The organism is Pseudomonas fluorescens group sp. PF-1 (genome assembly GCF_054481335.1).
Genome location: NZ_JBTMNG010000002.1, coordinates 1,240,436 through 1,256,628 on the forward strand (window position 1 = coordinate 1,240,436; position 16,193 = coordinate 1,256,628).

General features: G+C 59.2%; 12 protein-coding genes. 5 read left to right on the plus strand and 7 right to left on the minus strand.

Features of this window, described 5'->3' with window-relative positions; genetic code table 11:
* Positions 1 to 9: 9 nt before the first annotated feature.
* The 7 genes from ACX3YD_RS20280 to ACX3YD_RS20310 form a co-directional block, all read right to left on the minus strand.
* Positions 10 to 936 (minus strand): ABC transporter permease subunit, encoded by a 927-nt coding sequence (locus tag ACX3YD_RS20280; RefSeq protein WP_103404006.1) that lies wholly within the window; start codon positions 934 to 936, stop codon positions 10 to 12.
* 11 nt (positions 937 to 947) lie between these two features.
* Positions 948 to 1,958 (minus strand): ABC transporter permease subunit, encoded by a 1,011-nt coding sequence (locus tag ACX3YD_RS20285; protein WP_047537606.1) that lies wholly within the window; start codon positions 1,956 to 1,958, stop codon positions 948 to 950.
* A 73-nt stretch (positions 1,959 to 2,031) separates the two neighbouring features.
* Entirely contained in the window at positions 2,032 to 3,627 is a 1,596-nt protein-coding gene (locus tag ACX3YD_RS20290) for an ABC transporter substrate-binding protein (RefSeq protein ID WP_458960844.1), read from the minus strand.
* A gap of 76 nt (positions 3,628 to 3,703) precedes the next feature.
* Positions 3,704 to 5,119 carry an OprD family porin gene (locus ACX3YD_RS20295; protein WP_458960845.1) on the minus strand — a complete coding sequence of 472 codons (1,416 nt, stop codon included), beginning with the start codon at positions 5,117 to 5,119 and terminating at the stop codon, positions 3,704 to 3,706.
* Positions 5,120 to 5,291: 172 nt separating this feature from the next.
* A complete protein-coding gene (locus ACX3YD_RS20300; protein WP_103404003.1) occupies positions 5,292 to 6,893 on the minus strand; it encodes an ABC transporter substrate-binding protein in 1,602 nt (533 codons plus the stop codon).
* Positions 6,894 to 7,198: 305 nt separating this feature from the next.
* On the minus strand, positions 7,199 to 8,824 hold the full coding sequence (locus tag ACX3YD_RS20305; protein WP_090467142.1) for an ABC transporter substrate-binding protein: 1,626 nt from the start codon (positions 8,822 to 8,824) through the stop codon (positions 7,199 to 7,201).
* 465 nt (positions 8,825 to 9,289) lie between these two features.
* Positions 9,290 to 10,006: an SIMPL domain-containing protein gene (locus ACX3YD_RS20310; protein ID WP_458960846.1), complete on the minus strand. Its 717-nt coding sequence runs from the start codon at positions 10,004 to 10,006 to the stop codon at positions 9,290 to 9,292.
* A 258-nt stretch (positions 10,007 to 10,264) separates the two neighbouring features.
* Between ACX3YD_RS20310 and ACX3YD_RS20315 the strand changes: the two genes are divergently transcribed.
* From ACX3YD_RS20315 to kdgD, 5 genes are all read left to right on the plus strand, one after another.
* Positions 10,265 to 11,527, plus strand: a complete 1,263-nt coding sequence (locus ACX3YD_RS20315) for an ATP-binding protein (RefSeq protein ID WP_103404001.1) — start codon at positions 10,265 to 10,267, stop codon at positions 11,525 to 11,527.
* A complete protein-coding gene (locus ACX3YD_RS20320; protein WP_047537624.1) occupies positions 11,520 to 12,080 on the plus strand; it encodes a response regulator transcription factor in 561 nt (186 codons plus the stop codon). The genes ACX3YD_RS20315 and ACX3YD_RS20320 overlap by 8 nt, the downstream gene beginning before the upstream one ends.
* A 97-nt stretch (positions 12,081 to 12,177) precedes the next feature.
* Positions 12,178 to 13,905: an ABC transporter ATP-binding protein/permease gene (locus ACX3YD_RS20325; RefSeq protein WP_458960847.1), complete on the plus strand. Its 1,728-nt coding sequence runs from the start codon at positions 12,178 to 12,180 to the stop codon at positions 13,903 to 13,905.
* 190 nt (positions 13,906 to 14,095) lie between these two features.
* Complete coding sequence (locus ACX3YD_RS20330; RefSeq protein WP_177329342.1) at positions 14,096 to 14,845, plus strand: FadR/GntR family transcriptional regulator; 750 nt, start codon at positions 14,096 to 14,098, stop codon at positions 14,843 to 14,845.
* Positions 14,846 to 15,244: 399 nt separating this feature from the next.
* Complete coding sequence (kdgD, locus tag ACX3YD_RS20335) at positions 15,245 to 16,156, plus strand: 5-dehydro-4-deoxyglucarate dehydratase (protein ID WP_103403999.1); 912 nt, start codon at positions 15,245 to 15,247, stop codon at positions 16,154 to 16,156.
* The last annotated feature ends 37 nt before the right edge of the window (positions 16,157 to 16,193 follow it).

The window sequence follows — 16,193 nt, forward strand, 5'->3', positions numbered from 1 at the left end:
GGAATCTCCTCAGGCGGCGTTCTTGAGTTTCGGGTCCAGCGCATCGCGCAGGCCGTCACCCATCAAGTTGATTGCCAGCACGCTGAGCAAAATGGTCAAGCCAGGCAGGCTCACGACCCACCAGGCGCGTTCGATGTAGTCGCGGGCCGAGGCCAGCATGGTGCCCCACTCAGGGGTTGGCGGTTGTACGCCAAGGCCGAGGAAGCCCAGTGCGGCGGCATCGAGAATCGCCGAAGAGAAGCTCAGGGTGGCCTGAACGATCAGTGGCGCCATGCAGTTGGGCAGCACGGTCACGAACATCAGGCGCGGCAGGCCGGCACCGGCCAGGCGCGCGGCGGTCACGTAGTCGCGGTTCAGTTCGCCCATCACCGCAGCACGGGTCAGACGAACGTAGGACGGCAGGGACACCACGGCGATGGCGATCACGGTGTTGATCAGGCCAGGGCCGAGGATGGCGACGATCGCCACGGCCAGCAGCAGGGATGGCAGGGCCAGCATGATGTCCATCAGACGCATGATGGTCGGGCCGACCATGCGCGGGAAGAACCCGGCAAACAGACCCAGCAGGATTCCCGGGATCAGCGACATGACTACCGACGACAGGCCGATCAGCAAGGACAGGCGCGAACCCTGGATCAGGCGCGACAGCAAGTCACGACCCAGCTCATCGGTCCCGAGCAGGAACTGCATCTGCCCACCTTCCAGCCAGGCCGGAGGGGTCAGCAGGAAGTCGCGGTATTGCTCGCTCGGGTTATGCGGCGCGACCCACGGGGCGAAGATGGCGCAGAAAATCACCAGCAGCATGAACAGCAGGCCGGCGACGGCGCCTTTGTTCTTGGAAAACGCTTGCCAGAATTCTTTGTACGGCGACGGGTACAGCAGGCTTTGATCCGCGGCGGAGGCGGTGGCGGCTACTGAGGAAGTTGGAGTGCTCATGGGTATGGACCTCAGCGCTGATGACGGATGCGTGGATTGGCAAAGCCGTAGAGGATGTCCACTACGAAGTTGACCAGAATCACCAGGCAGGCGATTAACAGGATGCCGTTTTGCACAACCGGGTAATCCCGGGCGCCAATGGCTTCGATCAGCCATTTACCGATCCCCGGCCAGGAGAAGATGGTTTCGGTCAGGACCGCACCGGCCAACAGGGTGCCGACTTGCAGGCCGACCACCGTCAGCACCGGAATCAGCGCGTTACGCAGACCGTGCACGAACACCACGCGTGACGGCGACAGGCCTTTGGCGCGGGCGGTGCGGATGTAGTCCTCACGCAGCACTTCGAGCATCGACGAACGGGTCATCCGCGCGATCACCGCCAGCGGGATTGTGCCGAGCACGATGGCCGGCAGGATCAGGTGGTGCAGGGCGTCGAAGAAGGCGCTGACGTCATCGGCCAGCAATGTATCGATGAGCATGAAGCCGGTGCGCGGCTCGATGTCGTACAGCAGGTCGATTCGCCCGGAAACCGGGGTCCAGCCCAGGGATACCGAGAAGAACATGATCAGGATCAGGCCCCACCAGAAGATCGGCATCGAGTATCCCGCCAGGGAGATACCCATGACCCCATGATCGAACAGGGACCCTCGCTTGAGTGCCGCGATCACCCCGGCCAGAAGGCCCAGGATGCCGGCGAACAACAGGGCGGCCATGGACAGCTCCAGGGTCGCGGGGAAGAGAGAGGTGAACTCGGTCCAGACGCTCTCACGGGTACGCAGGGATTCCCCGAGATCGCCGTGGGCCAGTTTGCCGATGTAATCCAGGTACTGGGCATACAGGGGTTTGTTCAGACCTAGGCGTTCCATTGCCTGAGCGTGCATTTCCGGGTCGACTCTGCGTTCGCCCATCATGACTTCCACAGGGTCGCCAGGGATCATGCGAATCAACGCGAAAGTCAGCAAGGTGATGCCGAAGAATGTGGGGATCAATAACCCCAGTCGGCGGGCAATAAAACTAAACATCGTGTGGTGTACCTCATCAGCCGGTTAGGCGTGCCCGGCACGCCTGGGTTCAGGAATGCCGGGAGTTTCTTATCTACTTCACCTGGGTGGTGGCGAAGTTATTCGTGGTGAGCGGGCTAATGTGATAACCCTCTACGTTGTTGCGCATTGCTGTAAACATTCTAGTGTGCGCCATGCTGATCCACGGCTGGTCTTGATTAAAAATGACCTGAGCCTGTTCGTACAAGGCAGCGCGCTCGGCCGGGTCGGTTTTTTCGCGGGCCTGGTCTATCAGTGCCTGGAATTGGTCATTGCACCAGCGGGCGTAGTTTTCGCCGTTCTTTGCAGCTTCGCAGCTGAGCATAGGTGTCAGGAAGTTATCCGGGTCGCCGTTATCGCCCGCCCATCCGGCGGAAACCATATCGTGCTCGCCGTTTTTCGCGCGCTTGAGCATTTCGCCCCATTCCATCACGCGGATGTCGATCTTGATCCCGACCTTGGCCAGGTCCGCCTGCATCATCTGCGCGCCAAGCATCGGGTTCGGGTTGGTCGGGCCGCCACCGTTGCGGGTGAACAGGGTGAACGTCGTCCCTTCAGGTACGCCGGCTTCCTTGAGCAGGGCGCGGGCCTTGTCCAGATCGTGGGCCGGGTTCTTCAGGCTGTGGTTGTAACCCAGCAGGGTGTCAGGGTACGGGTTGACCGCCGCTGTCGCATTGCCTTTGCCAAACAGGGCGTTGACATAGGCTTCCTTGTCGAAGGCGATGTCGATCGCTTTACGCACACGCACGTCACTCATGTATTTGTGCGTGGTGTTCATGGCGACGTACGAAACGGTCATGGCGTTCAGTTCGTCGACCTTCAGGTTCGGGTCTTTCTTGATGCTCGGGATGTCATCCGGCTTCGGATACAGCGCCACCTGACACTCGTTGGCCTTGAGTTTCTGCAGGCGCACGTTGTTGTCAGTGGCGATGGCCAGGATCAAAGCCTCGGCCGGTGGCTTGCCACGGAAGTAGTCCGGGTTGGCCTTGAAGCGAACCTGGGCGTCCTTGTTGTAGCGCTGGAAGATGAACGGACCGGTGCCGATTGGCTTGTTGTTCAGGTCGGCGGTCTTGTTGGCCTTGAGCAACTGGTCGGCGTACTCGGCCGAGTAGATCGAGGAGAAGGCCATGGCGATGTCGGCCAGGAACGGCGCTTCACGGCGGGTCAGGGTGAACTTGACCGTGTTGTCGTCGACTTTCTCGACGCTTTTGAGCAGTTCCTTGAAGCCCATGCTTTCAAAGTACGGGAAGCCCACGCTCGACAGTTTGTGCCATGGGTGGTTCGGGTCCAGTTGACGCTGGAAGCTCCAGACCACGTCGTCGGCATTCATGTCGCGGGTCGGCTTGAAGTATTCGGTGGTGTGAAACTTGACGCCCTTGCGCAGGTGGAACGTGTAGCTCAGGCCGTCATCGCTGATGTCCCAGGACTCCGCCAGCGCCGGAATCACTTCGGTGGTGCCGGGCTTGAAGTCAGCCAGGCGATTGAAAATGGTTTCGGCCACTGCATCGGCGGTGACTGCAGTTGTGTACTGGACCATGTCGAAGCCTTCGGGGCTGGCTTCGGTACAGACCACCAGGGGTTTGGCCGACACGCCAACCGCGACACTCAGCAACGCGGCGGCGATGGCCGCACGTAGGGGAAGCATTTTCATCAAGAACCCTCTGCAATCGGTTGATCAGGAAACCCGACGGCTGGCTTCTCAGGAGCCAGCCGTCGGGCGCGCGTGTTTACAGAATGTTGAACGGAATAGTGGTCACGAGACGGAACTCGTTGATGCTGCCGTCAAGCTGGTTTTCGCTGGCGCGGTGTGCGGTGTAGGTCGCGCGAACACTCGTGGCCTTGAATGGACCGCTTTGTACCGCGTAGGACGCACCGATGCCGTATTCGTAGTGGTGTTCGCCGTCCATTGTCAGCACGCTGTCGTACGCGCCGCCTTTGTAGTGAGTGCCGTCGATGCCCCAGCCACGCGCCTGATAGATGTTGAATTTCAGGCCTGGCACGCCGTATTCGGCCATGTTCAGACCGTAGGCAATCTGGAACGATTTTTCGTTCGGGCCGTTGAAGTCCGACAGCAGGGAGTTGGCCAGGTAGATGCCGTTGGTTTCGTGCAGGTAGTCGAAGTACTCGTTACCGTTCACTTCCTGATACGAGAAGGTCAGGCTGTGGGCCTGGTGGGTCAGGCCGAACGACAGGGAGTAGGTGTCGTTGTCGATCTGGCCGAGCTTGGCTTTACCTTCGTCTACGGTTTTGTAGTAGTTCAGGCCGGTGGTCAGGCTCAGTACCGAGCTGTCACCCAGGACGTGGGTGGCGCCGAAGTAGTACTGGTTCCACATGTCTTCGGCCTGGGTGCCCCACAGGCTGGTGGTCAGGCTCGCGAATGGCTGGTAGGTGATGCCAGCGGTGTTCACGTGATCGATTTCAATGATCTCGTCAGCATATTCAGAGCGGAATTTACGCTGGCTTTCTTCGGTACGCGGTGAGTTGCGGTCGAAGGTGGCCAGGTCGAAGGACAGGTTTTCCAGTTCTTCGCTGTGGAGCGCAATACCTTCGAAGCTCGAAGGCAGCGCACGGTTGCCGATCACGTCGACCATCGGGCTGCTGAAGTTCATGCGGCCAGCGGTCAGGGTGGTGTTGGAGACACGGGCCTTGACGTTGGCCAGGCCCATTTTGCTCCACTGGCCTTGGGCATCGCCGCCTTCGCGGGTCAGGGTACGGTTGTTGCCCGCTTTTTTGCGATCGCCTGGTGCGCCGCCGTTGCCGGATGCCAAATCTTTGCGATCACGATCCAGCGCGATGGCGTTGTAAGCCGCCACTTCTGTGCTGAAACCGACGGTCCCCTCGGTGAAACCCGAGTTGTACTTGACGATGGTGCCCTGCACCCAGTTGATACGACGATCGGTATCTGCCAGCGCGCCGTTTTTTTTGTAGGAAAACTTGCCACCGCGTTGCAGTTGCTCGTTGGCGTACCAGTTACGTGTGGTACCGGTGATCGACTGGCCTTCAACAAAGCCAGTGGCTTCGCTTTGAGCGCTTTTCTCTTTCACAGTAACCGGGGTGTACGCCTGGCTCTGGGTTTCTGCGTACGCCGTGGCGGTGACGCTGCTGATGGCCAAGGCCAGAATCGCGGTGCTGCTCAGTTTCATGGGTAAAGCTCCTTACTTTCTTTTTTTATGCCGTTCTTTTTTGATGAGCCGGCTATTTGCTTTGGAACTCAATGCACGCATCGCAAACGTTTGCTGTACGCCTTATGGGCGAATTACGGCAACACGCTTGCGTGAGGGCGCAAGACGCCCCCGGCGATGTAGCTACACGGTTTTACTTTTCGATGCTGACACCCGAGAAGACGTTGCGACCGAACGGGCTCACCTTGAACCCTTCGATTTTGGCGCTCAACGGTTGGTTGACCGTCGAGTGGGCGACTGGCGTGATCGGCACTTGCTGCTTGAGCAACTGCTGCGCCTGTTTGTAAAGCTCGGTGCGCTGGTCATGGTCGGTCACGACCTTGGCCTGCTTGATCAGCTTGTCGTAAGCCGGATCGCACCACATGGAGTAGTTGTTGCCACCAATGGCATCGCAGCTGTAGAGCGTGCCGAGCCAGTTGTCCGGGTCACCGTTGTCACCGGTCCAGCCGATCAGGCTGATGTCGTGCTCGCCATTCTTGGTGCGCTTGATGTATTCGCCCCATTCGTAGCTGACGATCTTGACCTTGAGACCGATCTTCGCCCAGTCAGCCTGGAGCATTTCGGCCATCAACTTGGCGTTGGGGTTGTACGGTCGCTGAACCGGCATGGCCCACAGGGTGATCTCGGTACCTTCTTTCACGCCGGCAGCCTTGAGCAATTCTTTGGCTTTTTCCGGGTTGTAGGCGGCGTCCTTAATGGTGTCGTCGTAGGACCATTGGGTGGGTGGCATGGCGTTGACGGCCAGTTGCCCTGCGCCCTGGTAAACGGCGTTGAGAATGCCTTGCTTGTTCACCGCCATGTCCAGTGCCTGGCGCACTTCAAGCTGGTCGAACGGTTTGTGGCGCACGTTGTAGGCGATGTAACCGAGGTTGAAGCCAGGTTTCTCGATCAGCTGCAGCTTCGGGTCGCTTTTCAGTGCGGTCACATCGGCAGGGCGCGGGTGCAGGGTGATCTGGCACTCATTGGCCTTGAGTTTCTGCACGCGTACCGACGCATCGGTGTTGATGGCGAAGATCAGGTTGTCGAGCTTGACCCGGCTCGGGTCCCAGTACTGCTTGTTGCCGGTGTAACGGATGTTCGAGTCTTTCTGGTAGCTCTTGAACACGAACGGCCCGGTGCCGATCGGTTTCTGGTTGATGTCGCTCGGCTTGCCTTCGGCCAGCAGCTTGTCGGCGTACTCGGCGGAAAGGATGGCGGCGAAGCTCATGGCGATGTTCTGGATGAACGCGGCGTCGACGCTGTTAAGCGTCATGACCACGGTCAGCGGCCCGGTCTTTTCGACCTTGGCGATGTTCTTGTTCAGGCTCATGCCGTTGAAATACGGAAACTCGGTCGGGTAAGCCTTACGGAAAGGTTGTTGCGGATCGAGCATGCGGTTGAATGTGAACAGCACATCATCGGCGTTGAAGTCACGAGTCGGTGTGAAGTACTTGGTCGTGTGAAACTTCACCCCGGGACGAAGGTGAAAGGTGTACTTGAGGCCGTCCTCGGAAATATCCCAACTCGTGGCCAGGCCTGGGACGACATTGGTCGCGCCTTTTTCGAACTCTGCCAGGCGGTTGTACAGCGGCTCGGCGGCGTCATTATCCGTCGCGGTCGTGTACTGCGCGGTGTCGAAGCCAGCAGGACTGCCTTCGGAGCAGAACACCAGGCTGTTGTTGGCGGCCTGGCTCATGGAAGTGGCGGCCAACAGGCCGGAGCCCAGCAGTGCGGATAAAACCAAGGTATGGCGCATAACGCTCCCTCTCGTTCAGTGTTTTGACAATGAGCCGTCGTCCCGTCCGCGGACGTGGAGGCCTCACTGGTTTCAAGCCATGGCGTGCATCAGAAAAACCGATGACCCACGCATAAGCTGGTCGGATCCCGACGGTATGAATCGTGGGCCCGGCAGTAAATGCGTAGAGTCCGAAAGACTCGTAGGAAATGACGACGCGTCCTAAAGGACTGCTGTAGTCAGCAGACGATTTGGATGTAGGCGGATTCCTGCTTTCTCGGGTGATACGGCAATGGCGACGTCAAAAACGTCGCCATTGACGGACCTTATTTGCTGACGCTGACACCGTAGAAGGAGTTCAAGCCAAACGGGCTGATCTTGAAATCCTGCACTTCGGCGCGCATGGGTTGGAACACCGTCGAGTGAGCGATAGGTGTCATTGGAGTCTGGTCTTTCAGGATGTGTTGAGCCTGTTTGTACAGCTCGGTGCGCTTGGCCTGATCCGAGGTGCGCTTGGCTTGCTTGACGATGTCGTCAAACGGCTTGTAGCACCACTTGGAGAAGTTGTTGCCTTCCAGCGAGTCGCAGCCGAACAGCACGTTCAGCCAGTTGTCCGGATCACCATTGTCACCGCTCCAGCCAATCAGCATTGCCTGGTTTTCGCCACCTTTGGAACGCTTGATGTACTCGCCCCATTCGTAGCTCTGGATCTTGACCTTGAGGCCGATCTTGGACCAGTCGGACTGCAGCATTTCTGCCATCAGCTTGGCGTTCGGGTTGTATGGACGCTGTACCGGCATCGCCCAGAGCACGATTTCGGTGCCCTCTTTAACGCCCGCTTCCTTGAGCAGCTCTTTGGCTTTCTCGGGGTTGTACGGTGCATCCTTGATGGTGGTGTCGTAGGACCACTGGGTCGGCGGCATGGCGTTGACGGCCAATTGGCCGGCGCCCTGGTACACGGAGTCGATGATCTGTTGCTTGTTGACGGCCATGTCCAGTGCCTGGCGAACCTTCAGGTCGGCCAGCGGGTTTGCCTCGGTCTGACCCTTGACCTTGGGCATCACGTTGTACGCGATGTAGCCCAGGTTGAAACCAGCCTGGTCAGGCAGCTTCAGGGTCTTGTCTTCGCGCAGCGCCTTCAGGTCGGCCGGACGCGGGAACAGAGTGACCTGGCACTCGTTCTTCTTCAGCTTCTGGATGCGTACCGACGGGTCGGTGGTGATGGCGAAGATCAGGTTGTCGATCTTGACGTCTTCAGGCTTCCAGTAGTCCTTGTTCCCGGTGTAGCGGATGTTGGAGTCTTTCTGGTAGCTCTTGAACACGAACGGACCCGTGCCAACCGGCTTCTGGTTGATGTCGGCGGCCTTGCCTTCCTTGAGCAGCTGGGCAGCGTACTCGGCGGACTGGATCGAGGCGAAGCTCATGGCCATGTTCTGGATGAACGCGGCATCGACGTCTTTGAGGGTGAACTTGACAGTGTGATCGTCGACTTTATCGATCTTGGTGATGTTGGTGTCCATCCCCATGTCGGTGAAGTACGGGAATTCGGTCGGGTACGCTTTGCGGAACGGGTCATCCTTGTTAATCATGCGATTAAAGGTGAACAGCACGTCGTCGGCGTTGAACTCACGAGTCGGCTTGAAGTACGGGGTGGTGTGGAACTTGACGCCTTCACGCAAGTGGAAGGTGTAGGTCAGGCCGTCATCGGAGACGTCCCACTTGGTCGCCAGCCCAGGAACTACGGCGGTGCCGCCGCGCTCGAACTGGGTCAAACGGTTGAACATGGTCTCGGCTGAGGCGTCGAAGTCGGTTCCGGTGGTGTATTGACCCGGATCGAAACCGGCCGGGCTCCCTTCGGAGCAGAACACCAGGTTAGTCGCAGCTTGGGCGAAAGGCGCGGCCGCTAATAAGCCGGCACCTAATAGAAACGGAATGACCGCGTGTTTAAGCATGGTGGCCTCATGATTTGTTGTCATTTTTTGATTTTGAGGACGACCTCGTGAGTCGTGCCTGCGGATACTTATGCAGGGGCCATACCCAATGCAAGATCCAGAGTGACTACAAGCCTTAAACAGTGGCACGAACGTACCTTAATGTCGCATATGTATAAAATTTGACGCATTTGACCGTTTGCGCGGTGTTTTTATCGTGCTAACTGCGCCCCTTTTTGGTGCGCTTAGGCCTTGGGGGCGCCCGTGGGTGGGGCGAGGTGTTACCTATTTATACCCCTGTCCCTCAGTGGGGGAGGGGGTAAATGGGAGCCATTATTGTTGCCAGTCTCATGAGCAAGATGTGCGAAGTGCAACTGCGATAGTTGTCCGGGTATTCCTGTTTATTTCCAGAATCAGCATAGACGTCGGTTTGCAAAAAAAAGGCGATCACTTGAGTGATCGCCTTTTTTGCCTACCGGTTATGAATCAAGGCATCAGCACTTCAATCGAACCGTCGGCTGTCATGCTGACCTGGCTGGTGCCCGCTTCCACTTCCGGCGTGACCGGAGCGGCTTCCATGCTGGCAGCTTTCATCATCATCGGTGCGCGCATGTACGGTTGTGGATAGCCGTTGCTGTTGAGGTTCAGGTTGACGATCTTGTAACCCTTGCCCCCCAGTGCATCAGTGGCCAGTTGGGCGCGGGCCTTGAACGCGGTCACGGCGTCCTTGAGCAGGGCGTCTTCACTGGCTTTGCGGGTCGGCGTGGCAATGGCGAAGTCCATGCCGCCCATCTTCAGGTCGGTGAGCAGTTCGCCGGTGAGTTTCGACAGTGCGGCGAAGTCCGGGCTTTCCAGGTGCAGCTCGGCGCGTTCACGCCAGCCAGTGATTTTTTGACCCTTGGTGTCATAGATCGGGTAGCTGTTGCGGCTGCCCTGGCGCAAAGTGATCTCCTTGACCTGTTTGGCCTGGGCCAGCGCCTTGTTCATGGTGGTGCTGACGTCGGCGGCAAGTTTGGCCGGGTCACTGTTTTGTTCTTCGGTGTAGAGGGTCACGATCATCAGGTCGCGAGCCACTTCCTGACTGACTTCGGCGCGCAGTGAAATCTGGTTGTAATGAAGCTCGTCGGCAGCCAGGGCCGGGAGGCTGGCGATCGCGCCAATGCTCAGGGCGAGGAGGGCGGCGCTGCGGCGGAATGTGTGCATGAAAGCTCCTTGGAGGGTGCGCAGGGGTCTGTTCCGGGCCTGCGTGAAACCATCAGACTCTAGCCGCTATGATCCGGTTCGCACAGTTACAACTTCTATACAGATACACATGCCCCCTGTAGGAGCGAGCGTCACCGTTGACGACCATCGCGAGCAGGCTCGCTCCTGCATGTGGCCGTTTGCCGCACTTTTTCCTGTCAGCCCCCGCGCTTGGTTATACTCCCGGCGATCCGCCTGGAGCGCTCATCAGGAGAGCTCATGCTCGCCCCCGTTCAAATTACCTCCGCAACTCGCCAGAATCTCTGGCGGCTGACGTTCATCCGCACTTTGGTGTTGGCCGCCCAGGCCGGCTCCGTGGGCCTGGCCTACTGGTTTCAATTGCTGCCGTTGCCCTGGTTCCAGCTGGCGGCGACCCTCGGTTGCTCGATGCTGTTGTGTGCGTTCACGGCGATTCGCCTGCGCACGTCATGGCCGGTGACAGAACTCGAATACGCCTTGCAACTGGCCTGCGACCTGTTTATCCACAGTGCCTTGCTGTACTTTTCGGGCGGCTCGACCAACCCGTTCGTGTCTTATTACCTGGTGCCACTGACCATCGCGGCCGTGACATTGCCGTGGCGTTATTCGGTGATCCTGTCCGGTATCGCATTGACGATGTACACCCTGTTGCTGGCGCGCTTTTATCCGTTGCAGACCTTCCCGATCGCTCGGGAAAACCTGCAGGTTTACGGGATGTGGCTGAGTTTTGCCCTCGCCGCGGCGGTCATCACCTTCTTCGCCGCGCGCATGGCCGAAGAGTTGCGCCGTCAGGAAGAACTGCGCGCCATTCGCCGCGAAGAAGGACTGCGCGACCAGCAATTGCTGGCCGTGGCCACCCAGGCGGCCGGCGCCGCCCATGAACTGGGTACGCCACTGGCGACCATGAGCGTGTTGCTCAAGGAAATGCGCCAGGATCACCACGACCCGATGCTGCAGGACGACCTGAGCGTGCTGCAGGATCAGGTCAAGCTGTGCAAAGAGACCTTGCAACAACTGGTTCGCGCCGCCGAAGCCAATCGCCGCCTGGCCGTGGAGATGCAGGACGTCACCGACTGGCTCGATGAGGCACTGAACCGCTGGCACCTGATGCGCCCGGAAGCCAGCTATCGCTTCCAGCGCCTGGGTCAAGGCAAGGTGCCGCGCATGGCTCCACCGCCGGACCTGACCCAGGCCCTGTTGAATTTGCTGAACAACGCCGCCGATGCCTGTCCCGAGGGCCTGCAAGTGACGCTGGACTGGGATGCGGATAACCTGACGATCAGTATTCGCGACCACGGAGCCGGTGTACCGCTGGCCATCGCCGAGCAGATTGGCAAGCCATTTTTTACCACCAAGGGCAAAGGTTTCGGCCTGGGCCTGTTTTTGAGCAAGGCCAGCGTGACACGCGCCGGCGGCTCAGTGAAACTCTACAGTCATGAGGAAGGCGGCACGCTCACCGAGCTGCGCCTGCCCCGTGTCGCCCGAGGAGACCAACATGAGTGACGAAATCCAAGTCGAAGGCGAAGAACTGCCGCATTTGCTGCTGGTCGATGACGACGCAACATTTACCCGCGTCATGGCTCGTGCGATGGCTCGCCGTGGTTTTCGCGTCAGTACCGCCGGTTCCGCCGAAGAAGGCCTGGCGATGGCCCAGGCCGATCTGCCGGACTACGCCGCCCTGGACCTGAAAATGGACGGCGACTCGGGTCTGGTGTTGTTGCCCAAATTGCTGGAAATGGACCCGGAAATGCGCGTGGTGATCCTCACGGGTTACTCGAGCATTGCCACCGCCGTCGAGGCGATCAAGCGCGGTGCCTGCAACTACCTGTGCAAACCGGCGGATGCCGACGACGTTCTGGCTGCGCTGCTTTCCGAGCATGCCGACCTCGACAGCCTGGTGCCGGAGAACCCGATGTCGGTCGACCGTCTGCAGTGGGAGCATATCCAGCGCGTCTTGACCGAGCACGAAGGCAACATCTCCGCCACGGCCCGCGCCCTGGGCATGCATCGCCGCACGCTGCAGCGCAAACTGCAGAAGCGCCCCGTTCGCCGCTGAACCGGCGCTGAACGAATGCGGGTAGCTCCTCGCGACAAACCGAACCGATCATCTATGATCGGTTCGTGCGTGTTTTTTTCTTTATCGAGCCTTTTCCATGAATCAGAACGCTGAATATTCTGCGGTCAACGATGCGGTGCGCGGGCAGTTTTTTCGCAAAGTGTGGGCGATGACCACGCCTTACTGGCGTAGCGAAGAGAAGGGCAAGGCCTGGACGTTGCTGATCGCCGTGATTGCCCTCTCGTTGATCAGCGTCGGGATCTCGGTGTGGTTCAACACCTGGTACAAAGACTTCTATAACGCTCTGCAGAAGAAGGATGAGGCGTCGTTCTGGACGTTGATCCTGTATTTCTGCGCCATTGCCGCGGTGGCGATTATCGGTGCGGTGTACCGCCTTTACCTGACCCAGATGCTGACCATACGGTGGCGGGCCTGGCTCACCGAAAAGTATTTCGCCCGCTGGCTCAGCGACAAAAATTACTATCGGCTGGAGCAGGGCGGTTACACCGATAACCCGGACCAGCGGATATCGGAAGACCTCAACAACTTCACCTTGAACACGCTGAGCCTGGGCCTTGGGCTGATTCGCAATATCGTCAGCCTGGTGTCGTTCTCGATCATCCTGTGGGGTGTATCAGGCAGTATTGAAGTGCTCGGCTTCACCATTCCCGGCTACATGTTCTGGTGCGTGCTGGTGTATGCCGCGGTCGGCAGTTGGCTGACGCATTTGATCGGTCGTCGTTTGATCGGCCTGAACAACCAACAACAACGCTTCGAAGCCGACCTGCGTTTCTCCATGGTCCGGGTCCGTGAAAATGCTGAAAGCATTGCGTTGTACAACGGCGAGCCCAACGAAAACCGCCGCCTGAGCAGTCGTTTCGGGATGGTTTGGCATAATTTCTGGGACATCATGAAGGTGTCCAAGCGTCTGACGTTCTTCACGTCCGGTTACAGCCAGATTGCGATCATTTTTCCGTTCATGGTCGCTGCGCCGCGTTACTTCTCCGGCAAGATCGAACTCGGTGAACTGATGCAAATCAGCTCGGCTTTCGGCAACGTCCAGGAGAGTTTCAGCTGGTTTATCAGTGCGTACCAGGACCTCGCTTCCTGGCGCGCCACCTGTGATCGTTTGTTGAGCTTCCGTCAGGCCATGGTCGATAACGAAGAGCGTGTCCCGGCCATCGACGTGCAGAATCAAGGGGATGCATTGCAGGTGCACAACCTCGGCCTCGATCTGGCTGACGGTCGCCATCTGCTGACCAATGCCGAGATGACCGTGGAGGAGGGCGAGCGCGTGATGCTCAGCGGTCGCTCCGGCAGCGGCAAGTCGACCTTGCTGCGGGCGATGGGGCATCTGTGGCTGGCGGGCCACGGCAGTATCCGCCTGCCGGCGGCGCGTTACCTGTTCCTGCCGCAGAAACCCTATCTGCCGATTGGTACGTTGCGCGAGGCGTTGAGTTATCCACAGGCCGGCGATACCTACCCGAACGAACGCTACGTGCACGTACTGGAAACCTGCCGACTGCCGCACCTGGTGGCGCGCCTCGATGAAGCCAATCACTGGCAGCGTCTGCTGTCGCCAGGTGAGCAGCAGCGCCTGGCCTTCGCCCGTGCCCTGATTTATGCGCCGCAATGGTTGTACATGGACGAAGCGACGTCGGCGATGGATGAAGAGGATGAGGCTTCGCTGTATCAGGCGCTGATCGATGAGTTGCCGGGACTGAGCATCATCAGCGTCGGCCATCGCAGCAGTCTCAAGCGTTTCCATCCGCGGCACATTCGTATCGAGAATGGCCGCCTGGTGGACCAGGCCGTGACCGCCTGAACACCACATTCCCTGTAGGAGCGAGCCTGATCGCGAGGGTGGCTAACGATAACGCGTGCCACCTGAATACACCCGGCGCTCGCCAGTCCATCGCGAGCAGGCTCGCTCCTACACAGGGTGATGGGTGATCGTACAACCGTGTTGAGCTATGATGCGGTTTCAACCGAATTTTTCGAGACAGATGTTCACCATGGAAAACCTGAACGACACACCACGCCTCCCTCGCAAGCGCCGCAGCCTCGCGCAGGAACTGGTGACGGTGCTGTCCGAGCAGATCCGCGACGGCCACCTCAAGCGTGGTGACAAGTTGCCCACCGAGTCGGCGATCATGGATGCCCATGGCGTCAGCCGTACGGTGGTGCGCGAGGCGATTTCCCGTCTGCAGGCGGCGGGGCAGGTGGAAACCCGCCACGGTATCGGCACCTTCGTCCTCGACACCCCGAGCCCGAGCGGTTTCCGTATCGATCCGGCGACAGTGGTGACCTTGCGTGATGTGCTGGCCATCCTGGAGCTGCGCATCAGCCTGGAGGTGGAGTCCGCCGGTCTGGCCGCGCAACGCCGAACCCCAGAGCAGTTGGCGTTGATGCGCGCGGCACTGGATGCCTTGAATGAAAGCGTCTCCCACGCCGGCGATGCCGTGGCCTCGGACTTCCAGTTCCACCTGCAAATCGCCCTGTCGACCGGCAACCGCTACTTCACCGACATCATGACCCATCTGGGCACCAGCATCATTCCGCGCACTCGCCTCAATTCCGCGCGGCTGGCCCACGATGACCAGCAGCACTACATGAATCGCCTGAGCCGCGAGCACGAAGAAATCTACGATGCGATTGCTCGCCAGGATTCCGATGCGGCCCGCGCGGCCATGCGTTTGCACCTGACGAACAGCCGCGAACGGTTGCGTCATGCCCATGAAGAGGCAGAGGCGCAGCGGGGGTAAGCAATCTACCCCTGTGTCATCCATCGTCTCAGTTACCGCTATCGCGAGCAGGCTCGCTCCCCCATTTGACTTGCGGTGAACACGATTTGTGCGCGCCCAAATCCCTGTGTGGGAGCGAGCCTGCTATCAGCCATTTCCCACATCCCCTAGCTTGTTTGCTCAGTCCATCAATCTTCTGACAACGTATCTCTATTGAGCCGGCGTCTGCCCCGCTTTTCCTGCCCCAATAGCCGCTGAACCCCCTATCTCGCCTGACTCTTGTCGAACAATTTTCACCCACGGCGATGAAATGCAGTTGACGGTTATATTTTAAGTTGTACGATGACCTACAACTTCAGCAAAGGCTGAACGGTTTTCTCACACACACACACAAACGTCGCTACCCAGGGTGTTCGAATAATGAATCCACAAGAACTGAAGTCCATCCTCTCTTCCGGCCTGTTGTCTTTCCCGGTCACCGATTTCAATGCCCAGGGCGATTTCCACCGCGCTGGCTACATCAAGCGTCTCGAATGGCTGGCCCCATACGGCGCCTCGGCTCTGTTCGCCGCCGGCGGCACCGGTGAGTTCTTCTCTCTGGCGGCCAGCGAATATTCGGAAATCATCAAGACGGCGGTCGACACTTGCGCCACCAGCGTGCCGATTCTGGCCGGTGTTGGCGGTTCGACCCGTCAAGCCATCGAATATGCGCAGGAAGCCGAGCGCCTGGGCGCCAAGGGCCTGTTGCTGTTGCCGCACTACCTGACCGAAGCCAGCCAGGACGGCGTTGCCGCCCACGTTGAAGCCGTGTGCAAATCGGTCAACATCGGTGTCGTGGTCTACAACCGCAATGTTTGCCGTCTGAACGCGCCGCTGCTGGAGCGTCTGGCAGAGCGCTGCCCGAACCTGATCGGCTACAAAGACGGCCTGGGTGATATCGAGTTGATGGTGTCGATCCGTCGCCGCCTCGGTGACCGATTCAGCTACCTGGGCGGCTTGCCGACCGCTGAAGTCTATGCCGCTGCCTATAAAGCGCTGGGCGTGCCCGTCTACTCCTCGGCGGTGTTCAACTTCATCCCGAAAACCGCGATGGACTTCTACCACGCGATCGCGCGTGAAGATCACGCCACCGTTGGCAAGATCATCGACGACTTCTTCCTGCCGTACCTGGACATCCGTAACCGCAAAGCCGGTTACGCCGTGAGCATCGTCAAGGCCGGGGCAAAAATTGCCGGCTACGACGCTGGCCCCGTGCGTGCACCGCTGACCGATCTGACGGGCGAAGAGTATGAAATGCTCGCCGCGCTGATCGACAAGCAGGGCGCGCAGTAACACCTCCGGTTTAACGGGGCCGCTGAGTATTCAGCGG

Bases quoted from the DNA above. Each gene is read 5' to 3' on its own strand.
- ACX3YD_RS20280 (WP_103404006.1), bottom strand. From the start codon at position 936: ATGAGCACTCCAACTTCCTCAGTAGCCGCCACCGCCTCCGCCGCGGAT.
- ACX3YD_RS20285 (WP_047537606.1), bottom strand. From the start codon at position 1,958: ATGTTTAGTTTTATTGCCCGCCGACTGGGGTTATTGATCCCCACATTC.
- ACX3YD_RS20290 (WP_458960844.1), bottom strand. From the start codon at position 3,627: ATGAAAATGCTTCCCCTACGTGCGGCCATCGCCGCCGCGTTGCTGAGT.
- ACX3YD_RS20295 (WP_458960845.1), bottom strand. From the start codon at position 5,119: ATGAAACTGAGCAGCACCGCGATTCTGGCCTTGGCCATCAGCAGCGTC.
- ACX3YD_RS20300 (WP_103404003.1), bottom strand. From the start codon at position 6,893: ATGCGCCATACCTTGGTTTTATCCGCACTGCTGGGCTCCGGCCTGTTG.
- ACX3YD_RS20305 (WP_090467142.1), bottom strand. From the start codon at position 8,824: ATGCTTAAACACGCGGTCATTCCGTTTCTATTAGGTGCCGGCTTATTA.
- ACX3YD_RS20310 (WP_458960846.1), bottom strand. From the start codon at position 10,006: ATGCACACATTCCGCCGCAGCGCCGCCCTCCTCGCCCTGAGCATTGGC.
- ACX3YD_RS20315 (WP_103404001.1), top strand. From the start codon at position 10,265: ATGCTCGCCCCCGTTCAAATTACCTCCGCAACTCGCCAGAATCTCTGG.
- ACX3YD_RS20320 (WP_047537624.1), top strand. From the start codon at position 11,520: ATGAGTGACGAAATCCAAGTCGAAGGCGAAGAACTGCCGCATTTGCTG.
- ACX3YD_RS20325 (WP_458960847.1), top strand. From the start codon at position 12,178: ATGAATCAGAACGCTGAATATTCTGCGGTCAACGATGCGGTGCGCGGG.
- ACX3YD_RS20330 (WP_177329342.1), top strand. From the start codon at position 14,096: ATGGAAAACCTGAACGACACACCACGCCTCCCTCGCAAGCGCCGCAGC.
- kdgD (WP_103403999.1), top strand. From the start codon at position 15,245: ATGAATCCACAAGAACTGAAGTCCATCCTCTCTTCCGGCCTGTTGTCT.